General features: G+C 71.1%; 12 protein-coding genes. 4 read left to right on the top strand and 8 right to left on the bottom strand.

The features are described 5' to 3' along the window. Positions 1 to 17 precede the first annotated feature (17 nt). A complete protein-coding gene (locus tag ABZ833_RS23245; RefSeq protein WP_361049541.1) occupies positions 18 to 1,259 on the top strand; it encodes a carboxylate--amine ligase in 1,242 nt (413 codons plus the stop codon). A 40-nt stretch (positions 1,260 to 1,299) separates the two neighbouring features. After that, on the top strand, positions 1,300 to 3,330 hold the full coding sequence (locus tag ABZ833_RS23240) for a hypothetical protein (protein WP_361049539.1): 2,031 nt from the start codon (positions 1,300 to 1,302) through the stop codon (positions 3,328 to 3,330). Positions 3,331 to 3,340: 10 nt separating this feature from the next. On the opposite strand, the gene hutI is transcribed toward ABZ833_RS23240, so the two are convergent. The 4 genes from hutI to hutU form a co-directional block, all read right to left on the bottom strand. Next, complete coding sequence (hutI, locus tag ABZ833_RS23235) at positions 3,341 to 4,513, bottom strand: imidazolonepropionase (RefSeq protein ID WP_361049537.1); 1,173 nt, start codon at positions 4,511 to 4,513, stop codon at positions 3,341 to 3,343. Positions 4,514 to 4,767: 254 nt separating this feature from the next. Continuing rightward, entirely contained in the window at positions 4,768 to 6,120 is a 1,353-nt protein-coding gene (locus tag ABZ833_RS23230; protein ID WP_361049535.1) for a formimidoylglutamate deiminase, read from the bottom strand. Continuing rightward, positions 6,117 to 7,313, bottom strand: a complete 1,197-nt coding sequence (locus ABZ833_RS23225; protein ID WP_361049688.1) for an allantoate amidohydrolase — start codon at positions 7,311 to 7,313, stop codon at positions 6,117 to 6,119. The genes ABZ833_RS23230 and ABZ833_RS23225 overlap by 4 nt, the downstream gene beginning before the upstream one ends. Positions 7,314 to 7,330: 17 nt before the next feature. Beyond that, positions 7,331 to 9,010: a urocanate hydratase gene (gene hutU, locus ABZ833_RS23220; protein WP_361049533.1), complete on the bottom strand. Its 1,680-nt coding sequence runs from the start codon at positions 9,008 to 9,010 to the stop codon at positions 7,331 to 7,333. Positions 9,011 to 9,161: 151 nt separating this feature from the next. Between hutU and ABZ833_RS23215 the strand changes: the two genes are divergently transcribed. Together ABZ833_RS23215 and ABZ833_RS23210 are read left to right on the top strand one after the other, a co-directional pair. After that, positions 9,162 to 10,631 (top strand): diaminopimelate decarboxylase, encoded by a 1,470-nt coding sequence (locus ABZ833_RS23215; RefSeq protein WP_361049531.1) that lies wholly within the window; start codon positions 9,162 to 9,164, stop codon positions 10,629 to 10,631. Between the two features lie 113 nt (positions 10,632 to 10,744). Continuing rightward, positions 10,745 to 12,115 (top strand): APC family permease, encoded by a 1,371-nt coding sequence (locus ABZ833_RS23210; RefSeq protein WP_361049529.1) that lies wholly within the window; start codon positions 10,745 to 10,747, stop codon positions 12,113 to 12,115. A 30-nt stretch (positions 12,116 to 12,145) separates the two neighbouring features. On the opposite strand, the gene ABZ833_RS23205 is transcribed toward ABZ833_RS23210, so the two are convergent. From ABZ833_RS23205 to ABZ833_RS23190, 4 genes are all read right to left on the bottom strand, one after another. Next, positions 12,146 to 12,733, bottom strand: a complete 588-nt coding sequence (locus ABZ833_RS23205) for a hypothetical protein (protein ID WP_361049527.1) — start codon at positions 12,731 to 12,733, stop codon at positions 12,146 to 12,148. A 145-nt stretch (positions 12,734 to 12,878) separates the two neighbouring features. Further along, on the bottom strand, positions 12,879 to 13,259 hold the full coding sequence (locus tag ABZ833_RS23200; RefSeq protein ID WP_361049525.1) for a peptidase inhibitor family I36 protein: 381 nt from the start codon (positions 13,257 to 13,259) through the stop codon (positions 12,879 to 12,881). 107 nt (positions 13,260 to 13,366) lie between these two features. Further along, the gene (locus tag ABZ833_RS23195; RefSeq protein ID WP_361049523.1) at positions 13,367 to 14,200 is read right to left on the bottom strand and encodes a MurR/RpiR family transcriptional regulator; all 834 of its coding nucleotides are present in this window, start codon (positions 14,198 to 14,200) and stop codon (positions 13,367 to 13,369) included. Further along, positions 14,197 to 15,768, bottom strand: a complete 1,572-nt coding sequence (locus tag ABZ833_RS23190; protein ID WP_361049521.1) for an aromatic amino acid ammonia-lyase — start codon at positions 15,766 to 15,768, stop codon at positions 14,197 to 14,199. The genes ABZ833_RS23195 and ABZ833_RS23190 overlap by 4 nt, the downstream gene beginning before the upstream one ends. Positions 15,769 to 15,882 lie beyond the last annotated feature (114 nt).

The raw sequence follows: 15,882 nt of genomic DNA, 5'->3' as shown, positions 1-15,882 counted from the left end.
CGAAGGAGAAACGGTCTATGACAAAGGGCGAACCGGCCACCAAGAACCCTGACAAAGGCTATGTAGCGCTTCTCGGCTGGAGTCTCAACGCGGTGGAAGCCCTCGACCGGTTCGACCGGAGATACGTCGTCGTGGCGCCGGAGTGGGCAGAGGAGTACTGCGTCGAGCACGACATCCCCTTCGTGCCGTGGAATTTCGAACGGCTCAACGACCGCTCCATGGAGATCGCCGAAACCCTTCAGAGCGAGGGTGTCGACGTCGCGATCCCGCTGTACGAGGAAACCGTCGAATGGGCCGGGGCGATCAACTCCGTTCTGCTCGACAACCCGCGTCTGTACGGTCAGGCCATGCTGCTGCGGGACAAGGCGCTGATGAAGCGCCGCGCGCAACTCGGCGGCATCCGGGTCGGAATCTTCGAGGAGGCCCACGACCGGGACGACGTGACCCGCTTCCTCAAGCGCGTCAATCAGACCCTGCTCAAGCTGGACGGCGACCCGAACGACCCGATCCATCTCAAGGCGTTCGACAAGGCGGGATGTCTCGGGCACCGCGTCATCCGCACCCCGGACGAGGTCGACACGATTCCGGACGAGGAGTTCCCGTTTCTCATGGAATCCCATCTCGACGGCTGGGAGTTCGCGGTCGAGGCGTGGGTGCACAACGGGAAGATCAAGTTCCTCAACATCTCCGAATACGTCACGCTGGGATATTCGGTGTTCGTGCCGGCGACCCCCGAACTGGAGCGGTACCGCCCGCAGATCACTGCGCAGATCGAGAAGCTCATCAAGACGTTCGACATCGAATTCGGCTTCGTGCACCCGGAGTATTTCGTCACCAGTGACGGCGAGATGTACTTCGGCGAGGTCGCCTACCGGCCGCCGGGCTTCAAGGTGTTCGAGCTGCTGGAACGGGCATACGGGTTCAATGCGTACCAGGGTCTTGTGCTGGCCTTCGACCCGAAGACGACCGAGGAGGAGATAGACGCCTTCTTCCCGCGCGAGGTCGTCGACGCGTCCGGGATCGCAGGCTGCTTCGGTGTGTATCCGCGCCGCCGCGTCGTCAGCGACCTGGAGATCCCGGAGGAGACCGAGGACGACGACTACTACGAGTCGCACGACCTTTCGACCCCACTCGAGGAGACTGTCACCAAGAGGACCGCGTTCGGCACCCACTGGGGTCTGGTGTACTTCTTCGGTGATGACCCTTACCGGATGCGCGACCTGTTGAAGAAGCAGGAAGAGCTCGACTTCTACGTCTGACGGCCTTGTGGACGCAGGAGGCCAACCCGAGGGAAACGCTTTGAAACCGACCGTCGACGTCAACAGTGGGGCCACGACGCTGGACAAGCGCGTGGCCTCGCTCGACGACGCCATCCAGGCCATGGCCGAAACCCGCGAGTTCGGCAAGCACACGAAGCTGCGGCGGGTCCTGGAAGCACTGCGGCGGGTGCTCATGCAGCCGGGCGGCGCCGCAGCGGTCCAGGCCAGGGCACAGGCCCTTGAGGAAGCCGGGCTCTTCCACGAGACGGACTGGGCGTCACCGGAGATCCTCGTCCCGGCGCTGGTCGGCCCGAGCCTGCACAGCACGAACGCGGACACCGTCGTCATGGAGGCGGCCAGCGAGCTGCGGATGCTCGCTGTCGCCCGCGGCGACTTCGCGCACCCGACACTGACCTCTGAGGACGCCCGCCAGTTCCTCTCCCAGGTACTGGCAACCAACCTGGAGCTGCTGTTCGGCGCGCCCAGCGAGGCCGAACGCATCCAGCAGGGCCGCACCGCACAGCTCGTCCGGGACCTGTTCCGCCACCTCGCCGACGAGATCGGTTACGACAGCGTCCTGGACAACCTGGTCGACGAGATCTGGCGGATCCTGCGCCAGCGTCCGATCCAGGTCGAGACGGTGCAGTCCCTGATCACCCGGATCGCGGTCTACCGCGACGACCCGGACGTCGCTCTCGGCGTGTCGTCGGGACAGGGCATAGACCGGCTCATCACGAGCCTGTTCGGGACCACCGAGGCGTGCCGGGACGACCCGGGCATCGACGTCTTCCGCTCCCGGCTCGAGGCGATGGACACCGGCGGCCTGCAGTACGAGGCGACGGGGTTCGCGCGGGCGATGCACGACACCGGCCTGGTGTCGCCGTACCACGCGGAACTGCTCCGGTTCCTGCTGCGCGAGAGCGACTACCTCGTCGGTGAGGCGCTCGGTCTCTCCGACACCGGCCGGAACTGCCTGCTGCGCTACAGCCAACTGGTGCACCGGCTGATCGAGGTGGCCGTGCACCCGCAGACCGCGCAGAGCATCTACGGCCTCGCGCTGCTGCTCGACCGCGGCATCCTCTACGAGCCGCCGGTGGTGCCCGCTCTGTGGCGCCAGCTGTCGCTCGAGCTCTCCCCGGTCGCGCGGGAGCGGCTGACGGCGGTCTTCGGCGAAGTGCCGGGGCCACGGGCGCGGCTGGTCGCGGGGGTGCTCTCGGTGCTGGGCCAGCCGCTTGGCGTCGGCCAGGGCGACAACCCCACCTGCCAGTCGGCCCGCGCCCTTTCGATGTGGTCGTACAACGACCCGGACTACCTGCTGCAAATGGTGGTCTGGGCGGCCCGCGACGACGAGATCCTCATGCACTTCGAGGGTCAGCCGATCTCGTCGAAGGACAGCGCGACCGGAGTCGCGAGCACGCTGCCGATGGACCTGGACCCCGTGTCGCTGCTCGTGGTGCCCCACCTGGACCGGATCTACGCCGAGATGGGGCGGCGCTGCGCCGCGCGGCCGGGGGACCCGCACCGGTGGATCAACCCCGAGTTCCACGGCTGGTGGGCGGCCCGTGGGTTCCACATCAACGTCGATGTCGCGACCGGCAACCTGGTCGGCCTCGACGAGTTCCTGCGGCAGTTCCACACCAGCTACCACCCGTTCTACAACGGCGAGCAGCCGCTGATCCATCCGCAGCCGGCCGGCGTCGCCGTCACCGACAGCGCGGCCCGCTACGTCGGCTGGCACGCGATCACGATCCTGCGGACCGCGCCGGATCCGCAGGACGTCATGCGGGTGTATTTCTTCAACCCGAACAACGACAGCGGCCAGGACTGGGGCGACGGCGTCGTCGTCTCCACCGCGGGCAACGGCGAGCGGTTCGGCGAGGCCTCCCTGCCGTTCGACCAGTTCGCCTCGCGGCTCTACATCTTCCACGCCGACCCTCTTGAGCACGGCGAACCGGAGCGGGTGCCCGCCGAGGACGTCGCGCGGATCATCGGCTACATCGAGCGCAGCTGGGGCAACGACCGGCTGCCCGCGGGGACGTTGCAGGCCCTCGAAGGGCCCACCGGCCTGTGAGCCCTGCACGTCAGCTGGTGCGGGTGCCCCGCTGCCACACCTCGCCGACCAGCGGAACGCCCGGCCGGTAGGCCAGGTGGACATGGCTCGGGGCGTCGAGGAGTGCGAGGTCGGCGCGGGCGCCTTCGCGTACGACTCCGATGTCCGTGCGGCGCAGGGCCGCCGCGCCGCCCGCCGTGGCGGACCAGATCGCCTCGTCCGGGGTCATGCCCATGTCCCGTACCGCGAGGGCGATGCAGAAGGGGACCGAGGACGTGAAGGACGAGCCCGGGTTGCAGTCCGTGGACAGGGCCACCGTCGCGCCCGCGTCCAGGATGCGGCGGGCGTCCGGCCACTCGGCCCGGGTGGAGAACTCGGCGCCCGGGAGGAGCGTCGCCACCGTGTCGCTGTTCGCCAGGGCGTCCACGTCCGCGTCCGTGAGGTGCGTGCAGTGGTCTGCGCTTGCCGCGTCCAGTTCCACGGCGAGCTGGACGCCGGGGCCGTAGGAGAGCTGGTTGGCGTGGATGCGGGGGTGCAGGCCCTTCGCCTTGCCGGCGGTCAGGATCGCGCGGGCCTGGTCGCCGTCGAAGGCGCCCTTCTCGCAGAAGACGTCGATCCAGCGGGCGTGCGGGGCGCAGGCCTCCAGCATCTCGCCGGTGACGAGTTCGACGTACGCGGCCGGGTCCTCCGCGTAGTCCGGGGAGACGATGTGGGCGCCCATGAACGTGACTTCGTCCGTGTGGCGGGCCGCGATCTTCAGTGCGCGGGCCTCGTCCTGCGTGTTGAGGCCGTAGCCCGACTTCGTCTCGAACGTCGTCGTGCCCTGGCGTAGGGCCTCCGCCAGGTAGTGCGTGAGGTTCGCCTCCAGCTCGGCGTCCGTGGCTGCTCGGGTCGCCGCCACCGTCGTGCGGATGCCTCCGGCGGAGTACGCGCGGCCCGACATGCGGGCGTTGAACTCCTGGGTGCGGTCGCCCGCGAAGACGAGGTGGGAGTGGGAGTCGACGAAGCCGGGGATGGCGGCGCGGTTCTGGGCGTCGTGGGTGGTGTCCGCCGCGGGGGCCTTGGCGGCGGGGCCTACCCAGGCGATAGTTTCGCCGTCCAGGACGACGGCTGCGTCCGTGAGGAGGCCGAGGGGGGTGCCGTCCCCCTGCGAGGGGTCGTTCGTCACGAGGCTGGCGATGTTGGTGATGAGGGTGGTGGGCATGGCTGGCTCCCGGGGGGGGTGAGGTTTGGACGGGTTTTTTCCCCAACCCCGCCCCTTCCCGAAAACCGTGCCTGCGCCCCGGGCCTACCTGGGGCTCCGCCCCAGACCCCGTACAAGATGTCCTCAAACGCCGGACGGGCTGGATTTCCAGCCCGTCCGGCGTTTGAGGACGAACTCGGCGAAGCCGGTGATGGCGGCAAGCAAGGCCCTCGCGCCCAGCGAGTTTTCGGGAAGGGGCGGGGTTGGGGAAAGGATCAATCTCGCAGCGCCGACACCGCCTCCGCCAGCGCCCCCGGCACGTCGTCGACCAGGGTGTGGACACCGTCCCGTACGACATGACGGCCCCCGGCCACGGTATGGCGCACATCCGCGGCGGACGCGGCGAACACCGCCGTCTCCGCCGCCAGGCGCGGCAGCGGGCCCGCCGTGCGGACCGAGTCGAGCGCGATCGTGGCGAAGTCGGCGAGCGCGCCCGTCTCGATCACGCCCGCATCCGACCAGCCGAGCGCCGCATGCCCCTCGGCCGTCGCCGCCCGCAGGAGCGCCGCCGCCGTCCAGTGGCCCCGCGTGTGCGAGCGCAGGCGCTCGTTCAGCTCCATGGCCCGCGCCTCTTCGAGGATGTCGATCACCGCGTGGCTGTCACTGCCCAGGGAGAGCGGGCTGCCCGCGCGTTGCAGGCGTACCGCGGGGCCGATGCCGTCCGCCAGGTCGCGCTCCGTCGTGGGGCACATGCACGTGCCCGTCGTCGTGCGGCCGAGGAGCGCGATGTCCTCGTCCGTGAGGTGCGTGTTGTGCACGCCCGTCGTGCGGGGGCCGAGCACCCCGTGGTCCGCCAGGAGGCGGGTGGGGGTGCGGCCGTGGACCGCCTGGCACGCCTCGTTCTCCGCCGTCTGTTCGGAGAGGTGCACGTGGAGGGGGGCCAGGCGGGCCGAGGCCCATTCCGCCACCACTCCCAACTGCCGTGCCGGTACTGCCCGTACGGAGTGGATCGCCGCACCGATGCGTGCGTGGGCACGGTCCTTGAGCGCCGACGCGCGCTGCGCCCACGCCTCCGTCGTGCCGTCGGAGAAGCGCAGCTGGTGGCGGTTCGGGGGTTCGCCCCGTGATTCCGTCAGGAGCCCGGACGCCACGTACGCGGTGTCCAGGAGCGTGATGCGGATGCCCGCGTCCGCCGCCGCCTGGATCAGCGCCTCGCCCATCGCGTTCGGGTCGGAGTAGGCGACGCCGCCCGGCCCGTGGTGCAGGTAGTGGAACTCGCCGACCGTGGTGATGCCCGCCAGGGCCATCTCCGCGTACACCGCCCTGGCCAGCGCGTGGTATGTCTCCGGCGTCAGGCGGTCCGCCACCGAGTACATGACCTCGCGCCACGTCCAGAACGTGCCGGAGCCCACCTGGACCGTGCCGCGCAGCGCCCGGTGGAAGGCGTGCGAATGGGCGTTCGCGAGGCCAGGGAGCGTCAGGCCGCGCAAGACCGTCGCGCCGGGCGGCGGCGCGTCGACGCCCCTGCGGACCGCCGTGATCCGGTCGCCCGTGACCTCCACCGCCACGCCCGGCTCCACCGTCGGGTCGAGCCAGGCCTGCTCCAGCCAGTACGTCTGAGTCGTCACCTGCACGCCAGCCCTTCCAGTACGTCGGCCAGTGCGGTCACCCCGGTCAGGCAGTCGTCCTCGGCGGCGAACTCGGCCGGGGAGTGCGAGATGCCCGTGGGGTTCCGTACGAACAGCATGGCGGTGGGGATCGATTCGGACAAAATGCCCGCGTCGTGTCCGGCGCCCGTGCCGAGGACGGGGATCGCCCGCTCCCCTCCCAGGATCGCGCCGAGCTCGTCGCGCAGGGCGTGCTCGAACTCGACCACCGGCGTGAAGGACTCGCGTACGACATCCAGGTCGATGCCGTGCCGGTCCGCGTACTCGCGGGCCGCCTTCTCGATCCCCGTCACGACCGTGTCGAGGGTGGACTGGTCGGCAGCCCGCGAATCCAGCCAGCCCCTGACCAGGGACGGGATGGCGTTGACGCCGTTCGGCTCGACGGAGATCTTGCCGAAGGTCGCCACCGCGCCCGCCAGTTCGGCCTCCCTGCGGGCCGCGAGGACCGTCTCCGCGTACGTCAGCATCGGGTCGCGGCGGTCCACCAGGCGGGTGGTGCCCGCGTGGTTGGCCTCGCCCCTGAAGTCGAAGCGCCAGCGGCCGTGCGGCCAGATCGCGGACGCGATGCCCACGGGGTCGCCGGAGAGGTCCAGGGCCCGGCCCTGTTCCACGTGGAGCTCGACGAACGCGCCGATGCGGGCGAGGCGTTCGGGGTCGGGGCCGATGGCCGCGGGGTCGTACCCCGCCGCCTCCATCGCCTGCGGCAGCGTGATCCCGTCCGCGTCGGTCAGCTCGTACGCCTTCTCGCGCGTGAGCTTGCCCGCGGTCAGGCGCGAGCCCACGCAGGCAAGACCGAAGCGGGCACCCTCCTCGTCGCCGAAGTTGGTGATGGCGAGGGGACGGCGGAATGCCACCTTCCGTGCGCGGAGTTCGTCGAGCGCCGCGAAGGCGGAGACCACCCCGAGCGGACCGTCGAAGGCGCCGCCGTCCGGGACGGAGTCCAGGTGGGAGCCGGTGACGACCGCGTCGCCCCGGGACGGGTCGCCGAGCCAGGCCCACTGGTTGCCGTTGCGGTCGACCTCGTGGTCGAGGCCGCGCGCCTCGGCCTGCGCCTGGAACCACAGGCGGCATTCGGCGTCGGCGCCGGTCCATGCGGAGCGGCGGTAGCCGCCGGAGGCGTCGCTGCGGCCGATGGGCCGCAGCGAGCGCCACATGGCGTGGAACGTGTCGCTCACGCGGTGCCGTCCTCGCGCATCGGGATCCGTACGCCCTTCTCGTCCGCCACCGACTCCGCGATGTCGTAGCCCGCGTCCACGTGCCGGATGACGCCCATCCCGGGGTCGTTGGTGAGCACGCGGCGGATCTTCTCGCCCGCGAGCTTCGTGCCGTCGGCGACCGAGACCTGGCCCGCGTGGATGGAGCGGCCCATGCCGACGCCGCCGCCGTGGTGGATGGAGACCCAGGAGGCGCCGGACGCCACGTTCACCATGGCGTTCAGGAGCGGCCAGTCGGCGATCGCGTCGGAGCCGTCGAGCATGGCCTCGGTCTCGCGGTACGGGGAGGCCACCGAGCCGCAGTCGAGGTGGTCGCGGCCGATCGCGAGCGGGGCGGCGAGGGTGCCGTTGCCGACCATGTCGTTGAACATGTCGCCCGCCTTGTCGCGCTCGCCCTGGCCGAGCCAGCAGATGCGCGCCGGGAGGCCCTGGAAGTGGACCCGCTCCCCCGCCATCTTGATCCAGCGGTGCAGGGACGCGTTTTGAATGGACTCAGCCTCCGGGAAGAGGTCCAGGAGCGCCTTGTCCGTCTTGTGGATGTCCGACGCCTCGCCGGAGAGCGCGGCCCAGCGGAACGGGCCCTTGCCCTCGCAGAACAGGGGGCGAATGTAGGCGGGGACGAAGCCGGGGAAGGCGAACGCACGGTCGTAGCCCGCGAGTTGAGCCTCGCCGCGGATCGAGTTGCCGTAGTCGAAGACCTCGGCGCCCGCGTCCATGAAGCCGACCATGGCCTCGACGTGCTGGGCCATCGACTCGCGCGCGCGGGTGGTGAAGCCCGCCGGGTCCTTCGCCGCGGACGCCGCCATGTCGTCGAAGTCGACGCCGACGGGGAGGTACGCCAGCGGGTCGTGGGCCGAGGTCTGGTCCGTGACGATGTCGATCGGAGCGCCCTCGGCCAGCATCCGCGGAAGCAGCTCCGCCGCGTTGCCGAGCAGGCCGATGGAGAGCGGACGGCGGGCGTCGCGCGCCTCGACGGCCAGCTGGAGCGCGTGCTCCAGGGAATCGGCCTTCACGTCCAGGTACTTGTGCTCGATGCGGCGCTCGATGGCGCGCGGGTCGACGTCGATACAGATGGCGACGCCGTCGTTCATCGTGACGGCCAGCGGCTGGGCGCCGCCCATGCCGCCGAGCCCGGCGGTGAGGGTGATCGTGCCCGCCAGGGTCCCGTTGAACTTCTTCGCGGCGACGGCGGCGAACGTCTCGTACGTGCCCTGGAGGATGCCCTGCGTGCCGATGTAGATCCACGAACCGGCGGTCATCTGGCCGTACATGGTGAGGCCGAGCTGCTCCAGGCGCCGGAACTCCTCCCAGTTCGCCCAGTCGCCCACGAGGTTCGAGTTGGCGATCAGGACGCGCGGGGCCCACTCGTGGGTCTGCATCACGCCGACGGGACGGCCGGACTGGACGAGCATCGTCTCGTCCTGCTTGAGGGTCTTGAGCGTGCGCACCATCGCGTCGAAGGAGCGCCAGTCGCGGGCCGCCTTGCCCGTGCCGCCGTAGACGACGAGCTTGTCGGGGTGCTCGGCGACCTCGGGGTCGAGGTTGTTCTGGAGCATGCGCAGGGCGGCTTCCTGCTGCCATCCCAGGGCGCTCAGTTCCGTACCGCGCGGTGCCCGTACGGGGCGGGGTCCTGACATGGCGATGCCTCCTAGCGTGACGCTCTGCTGGTGAAGATCAGTTGCGCTGCTCTGCTGTGACCTTGTTATTCACATCCTGCGACGTTGAATAGAGCTAGTCAATACGTTGACGGGGCAGCGGGAGCGCGTCACGGATGATTGGCTGGAACGTATGAGCGATCAGGGCGCGGAGACCGCACACGCATCCGAGGCGGCATCCCAGGCGGGCACGGACCCGGAAGCCGCCACACGACGCCTTACGGCGGTGGATCCACCGGAGGCTCCCCCGGCAGACGCAGCCGCCGCGTCGGCGGCGGAACCCGCGGCCCGGCGCGACCAGGCCGTCCGCGCCGCCGTCGAGCAGGGCCTCCTGGACCCCGCGTCCCCCATCGTCGGCCTCCTGGACGTCACCGGCATCCGCGCGTCCGCCGCGGCCCTGCGCGCCGCCTTCGAGGCGGTCACACCCCCCGGCACGCCCGTCCTGCACGCCTTCGCGGTGAAGGCCTCGCCCCTGGTCCCGGTCCTGCGGCTGCTGCGCGACGCGGGCATCGGCGCCGAGGTGGCGAGCCCCGGAGAGCTCGCCCTCGCGCGGGCCGCCGGTGTGCCGCCCACGCACACCGTCCTCGACTCGCCCGCGAAGACCCCGGCCGAGCTGCGCGAGGCCCTCGCGCTCGGCATCGCCGTGAACGCGGACAACCCGCAGGAGCTCGCCCGCATCGACGCGATGACCCGCTCGGCGCCCACCCGCTCCCCCATCGGCCTGCGCGTGAACCCGCAGATCGGCGGCGGCTCCATCGGCGCCCTGTCCACCGCGACGGCGACCTCCAAGTTCGGCGTCGCGCTGCGCGACGAGGGCGCCCGCGAGTGGATCGTCCAGGCTTACCTGGACCGCCCCTGGCTGACGCGCCTGCACGCCCACTCCGGGTCGCAGGGCATGCCGCTGGAGCTGATGGTGCGGGGTGTGTCGGCGACGTACGAACTGGCCGAGGAGATCAACGAACGGGCCGGCCGGCAGCAGATCGACACCATCGACATCGGCGGCGGCCTGCCCGTCAACTTCGGCTCGGACGAGGAGAGCCCGACGCACGCGCAGTACGCGCGCCGCCTGAAGTCCCGCGTCCCCGGCCTGCTCGACGGGCGGTACGGCCTGGTCACCGAGTTCGGCCGCTCGCTGCTCGCCAAGCACGGCACGATCCTGGCCCGCGTCGAGTACGCCAAGTCGGCGGGCACCCGGCCCATCGCGGTGACCCACGCGGGCGTCCAGGTGGCGGCGCGCACGGTGTACGCGCCCGCGTCCTGGCCGCTGCGGATCGCCGCCTTCGACGCGAAGGGCCGCCCCAAGAGCGGACCGCCCGTCGGCCAGGACATCGCGGGCCCGGCCTGTTTCGCGGGCGACCTGCTCGCCGAGAACCGCCCGCTGCCGCTGCTCGAACAGGGCGACTACGCGGCGGTCCTCGACACGGGCGCGTACTACTTCGCGCACCACTACTCGTACAACAGCCTTGCCAGGCCGGGGATCTACGGCTTCGCGGCGGGCACGTCCGAGCCGGTCACCTTCGCCACCGTGCGGGAGCCGCAGACCCTGGAGGAGATCGTCGCCGAGTCGGGGGGCGAGCGGCGGGACGCACTGCGCGAGCTCTGAGTGCGCTCCGGGCCTGGCCCTGAAGTTCCTCTGAGGTTCCTCAACTCCCGCATTGCCACTGCCCTTCCGGGGCAGATGATCCCTCCAGGCACACCCTCGGGGGAGATGATCCTGTGACGACGTCCGACACGCCCACCACCACCCCACCACCCGCGGAAGAACCCGGTCTGAAGCGAGCGATCGGCCCCAAGCTCCTGATCCTCTTCGTCATCGGCGACATCCTCGGCACCGGCATCTACGCCACCACCGGCAAGGTCGCGGGCAAGGTCGGCGGCGCGCTGTGGCTGCCGTTCGCGATCGGCTTCGTCGTGGCGATCCTGACGGCGGCGTCGTACGTCGAGCTGGTCGGGAAGTATCCGAAGGCGGCGGGCGCCGCCCTCTACACGCAGAAGGCCTTCAAGGTCCCGTTCCTCACCTTCATCATCGCCTTCATGGTGATGTGCTCGGGCCTGTCGTCGGCGAGCGCCGCGGCCCGCGCCTTCAGCGGCGACTACCTCGGGGAGCTGACGAGCAACGCGCTCCCGCCGACGCTCGTCGCGATCCTGTTCATCCTCGCGCTCGCGGCGCTGAACCTGCGGGGCGTGGCCGAGTCGGTGAAGACGAACGTGGTCCTCACGCTCGTCGAGCTGACGGGCCTGGCCATCATCCTCGCCATCGGCGCGTACGCGGTCCTGAGCGGGGACGGTGAACCGTCCCGCCTGACGGACTTCGAGGCCGGGGGCGGCGGCACGGCCTACGCCCTGATGACGGGCGTGCTCGGCGCGACCGCGCTCGGCTTCTTCGCGTTCGTCGGCTTCGAGGACTCGGTGAACATGGCCGAGGAGACGAAGGACCCGGCGCGCACGTTCCCGCGGGCGATCTTCATCGGGGTCGCGGTGACGGGCACGATCTACGTCCTGGTGGCACTGGTGTCGTCCCTGCTCGTGGACTACAAGGTGCTTGAGGGATCGAGCGGCCCGCTCCTCGAGGTCGTGAAGGCGGGCGGCATCGACTTCCCGCACAAACTCTTCGCGCTGATCGCCCTGTTCGCGGTCACCAACTCGGCGCTGATCAACATCATGATGGCCTCGCGGCTCTGCTACGGCATGGCCAACGAGCGCATCCTGCCGCGCGCGATGGGCCGGGTCCTGCCCAGCCGCCGCACACCGGTGGTGGGCATCGTCTTCGTCTCGGTCCTGGCCATCGGCCTGGTGTCGACGGGCGAGATCGAGGGCCTCGGCGACACGACGGCGTTCCTGCTCCTGTGCGTGTTCGCGGTGGTCAACATCTCGGTCCTGGTCCTGCGCAAGGACCGCGTGGACCACGAGCACTTCCGTACGCCGACGGTGCTGCCCGTGCTCGGCGCGATCACCGCCCTGGTCCTGGCGAGCCCCCTGGCGGACCGGCCCGCGGAGGTCTACATCCGGGCAGGGGTGCTCGTGGCCATCGGCATCGTCCTGTGGGTGGTCAACAAGGTGGTGATGAAGACGCAGGGCGAGGCCTGACGGGAGGGCTGCTGGCCTCGGGAGGGCCGATCAGGCGCTCACGCGCTGCGGGCGGCGACGGGCGCCGCCCGGGGCGGCGTCCCCCGCCAAGAGGCCGGTGGACCGATACCCCTTCACGCCCTTGCCCGCGGGAGCTCCGGCACGACGGCTGAGCCAGTCGACGCGCACCCACAGGAGCGCGTCGAGCTCCCGCTCGCGCCGCCCGAGCCAGGCGGCCTTGCCCCAGAGCCCGGCTCCCGCTCCGGCCATGGCCATTCCGCCGGCGGCGGGAATCACGAAGGAGCTCCCCAGGGCGGCGAGGAACCCGGCGACGAGCCACCACCGGTGGGCGCGGCGCCAGTTGCGTACGGTGACGGCGCGGTCCTGGAGGATGTCCTGCTTGGCGGCGCGGGTGGCCTCGCCGGTGAGGGCGGTCAAGCGCTTCCTGCGGCTGTACGTGACGGCGGCGGCCACCAGGATGAACAGGGCGGCCCCGGTCAGTACACCGATACGCCGCCCGGTGAGCCCGCCCGGCAGCACCCCCACACCCGCGGCGACAACCCCGGCCCACCACAGCGGCAGGGCCCCCGCCCGCACCACCACGGAAACCCTGCCAAGCCCTTGCCCTCCGCGCCCCACGTCACTCTCCCTGGCCGTCTGCCGCTGCTGTGGCGCAGGAGGTTAGCGGGGGAATCTGAGGGGACGGTGAGAGGCATGGCTCCGGGGCCCGGCGGCAGGTTCCGCCGAGCCCCGGAGACTTGGTGCTACGACCTGGACGCGGGGCTCAGCAGCTCTTCACCCAGCGGACGGCGGTGACGGTGAAGGTCTTCTTGTTCTCCCACCGCTCGCCCGGGGAGAGGCAGCCCCACTTGGACGCGCTGCCCGGGTAGTTCCACTTGACCCTGGCGTGGTCGTAGGTCTCGCTGGTGTAGCCGTTGTTCCGGGCCGAGTTGAGGTTCTTGAAGGTGCTGTTGCTGTCCGCGTGGCGCTCGTACTTCGTGCCGTTGCCGTTCGATCCCGTGTAGAAGCAGACGGCCCCCTTGGTGCAGCTCCACGCCGCCTTGGCCTCCACGTCCCCGGACGCGGCGCCCGCCGTCATCGTCCCGCCTGTGGCGAGCAGCGCCGCCGAACCGACGCCGACCAGCACCATCTTCATCGTTCGCATGTTCTCTCCCCCGTTGTCCGCCGCCTCGTTGGCGGCATGACACGACCATGCCGCCCGGCTCGGCCCGGGGGTACCTCGGAACTCCTAGGGTGGCCGGGGCCGCCGCCTCACTCCACGAACAACCCCCGTGCCGCCGCCCCCGCGTCGAACTCCTCAAGGCGTGCCTGCGCGTCCGGAAGCCCGTCGCACATGGCTTCCAGGAGCACCCGGCCAAGGAGCATCGGCGCGCACGCCGTGTCGAAGGCGAGGCCCGTTCCGACCGCTGCCGGGAGCAGGAGGTCGGAGTGCGCGGCCACGGGGGCGAACGCCGAGTCGGCCACCGTCACCACCGAGAGGCCCGCCCCCTGCGCGTAGGCCAGCGCGTCCACCACCTCCCGCGGGTGGCGGGGCAGCGCGAAGCAGAGGAGGGCCGAGGCCCCGGCCCGTACCGCCGCGTCGATCCGGTCGGCCAGCATCGTGCCGCCCGCGTCGAGGAGGCGTACGTCGGGGTGGACCTTCGCCGCGAAGTACGAGAAGCCGTACGCCTGGGACGCGGCGGCCCGCAGGCCGAGGACGGGCAGCGGGCGCGAGGAGGCGAGGATCCGCCCCGCGCGCTCCACCGGCGCCGGGTCGGCGAGCACCTCCGCCAGGTGCCGGAGGTTCGCGATCTCCGCCTCGACCGCCTGCTGGTACTCGTTGAGGGAGGCCTCGCCCGCCGCCTCCGCGGGCGCGAGCTCCCGCAGGTGGCGCCGCAGCGCCGGATAGCCGTCGAAGCCGAGCGCCACCGCGAAACGGGTCACCGATGGCTGGCTCACCCCGGCGAGCTCCGCCAGTTCGACGCTGGAGAGGAAGGGGACGTCCGCCGCCCGCCGCACCATGCAGTGCGCGATGCGCCGCTGCGTGGGCGTGAGGCGGTGCCCCTCGAAGAGCACTTGCAGCCGTGCCGCAGGACTGTCACTCATACCGTTCCCCTCACAACACCCTGACTCTCAAAGGCCGTTCCGCCCACGGACCCGAGGTCCAGCCACAGCTCGGTGAACCGGTCGAGCAGCCCGGCCGCCGCCGTCACATCATCCGTCAACGGCCGGTCGGCCAGCTCCGCGTCGAGCACCGAGTCCGCGAGCGCGAAGGCCCGCCCGACGGGCAGCTCCGGGTCGAGCCGCATGTCCCGCTGCCTCAACGCCCTTACTGCCGCGACCAGTTCACAGCCGACCACCAGGCGGTACGCCTCGCACGCCCGCAGCGTCTGCCGCGCCGCGAGCGAGGCGAAGCTGGCCTGTTCCTCCACGCCGCGGGAGAGCACCGCGTGGCCGAGGGACGCGGGGGCGGAGAAGGCCCGCAGGTCGCCGAGGGCCGCGCCGGCCGCGTACTCCAGGATCATCACGCCGGACGACGCCGGTTCGCCGTCCGCGAGGAACGGGCGCAGGCGGGTGAAGCCCGGTTCGTTCAGGGTCGAGAGGCGTGAGGTCGACAGGCGCGCCGCCTGCGTCACCGCGAGCCTGAAGTGGTCGAGCGACAGGGCGAGTTGAGCCATGTAGAAGCCGCCGTGGTGGTACGCCGCCATATCCTCCGCCGAGATCAGCGGGTTCTCGGCGGCCGCGTTGATCTCGACCGTCAGGACGTCCTCGAGCGCGTCCGCCGCGTCGTGCGCGGGGCCGTGGATCTGCGGCACGCAGCGCAGGCCGTACGGGTCCTGGATCCGGCCGAGCGGTGGCGTGGGGCGATCGGGGGCGCCCAGGATCTGCCGCATCCGTTCGGCGACCGCGTACGAGCCCGCGTGGCGCCGCGCCTCGTGCACGGGCAGCGCGTACGCCTCGTAGGAACCGTCGACCGCCATCAGGGTCAGCGCCGCCACCACCTGCGTGGCCGCGACGAGCCCGCGCAGCTCGTGCAGGGCGAGCGCGGACTGGCCAAGCGTGAGGGCGTTGCTGCTGATCAGGGCGAGGGCGTCGTTGTTGTCGAGGGGCTGCGGGGCGGGGGCCGCGCCCGCGCCCTGCCAGGGGTGCTCGCCCGCGAGGGCGAGGCCCATCTGCGCGAGCGCGGCGATGTCGCCCGTGCCGACCGAGCCGAATTCGTTGACCTTCGGGTAAGCGCCCGTCTCCAGGGCCTCGCAGAGCGCCGTGACGACGGTCGGGCGCAGGCCCGCGCCGCCCGCGAGGAGCTGGTTGGCGCGGACCGCGAGCATCGCGCGCACCTGGCGCGCGGGCAGCTCCTCGCCGATGGCTCCGGCGTGGCTGCGCAGCAGGCGCAGGCCGTGGTCGGAGGCCGCCTCGGTCGGCACGGACTCATTCCGGTTGGCGCCCACGCCGGTGGAGCGGCCGTAGACGCGACCCCAGGAAGCGATCTCCCGCGCCGCGTCCCAGGAAGCCTCCACACGCTTCATGCCGTCCGTCCCAGGAACGGGCTTTGCGGTGGATTCGGCCATGCGTACGACATCTGCGACCATCAGTCCGCGGCCGTCCAGGACGACGACCGAGCCGCTGTCGTCAGGTGCCCTGCCGGTCGCCCTGTCCGCGATACGAGACGACATCACTCGTAATTCCTCCTCAACCCGGACGCTCCGTCTTGCCCTGCGACCACTCGTAACCAGTGATTTACGCCGGGGCGTGGACAAGCTATTGACAATCTATTCAGTCAACGAGAA

Origin of the sequence: Streptomyces sp. NPDC047525, assembly GCF_040643025.1 — a bacterium.
In the GTDB taxonomy this organism is placed as follows: domain Bacteria; phylum Actinomycetota; class Actinomycetes; order Streptomycetales; family Streptomycetaceae; genus Streptomyces; species Streptomyces durmitorensis.
This window is presented reverse-complemented; position numbering and strand designations above follow the sequence as displayed.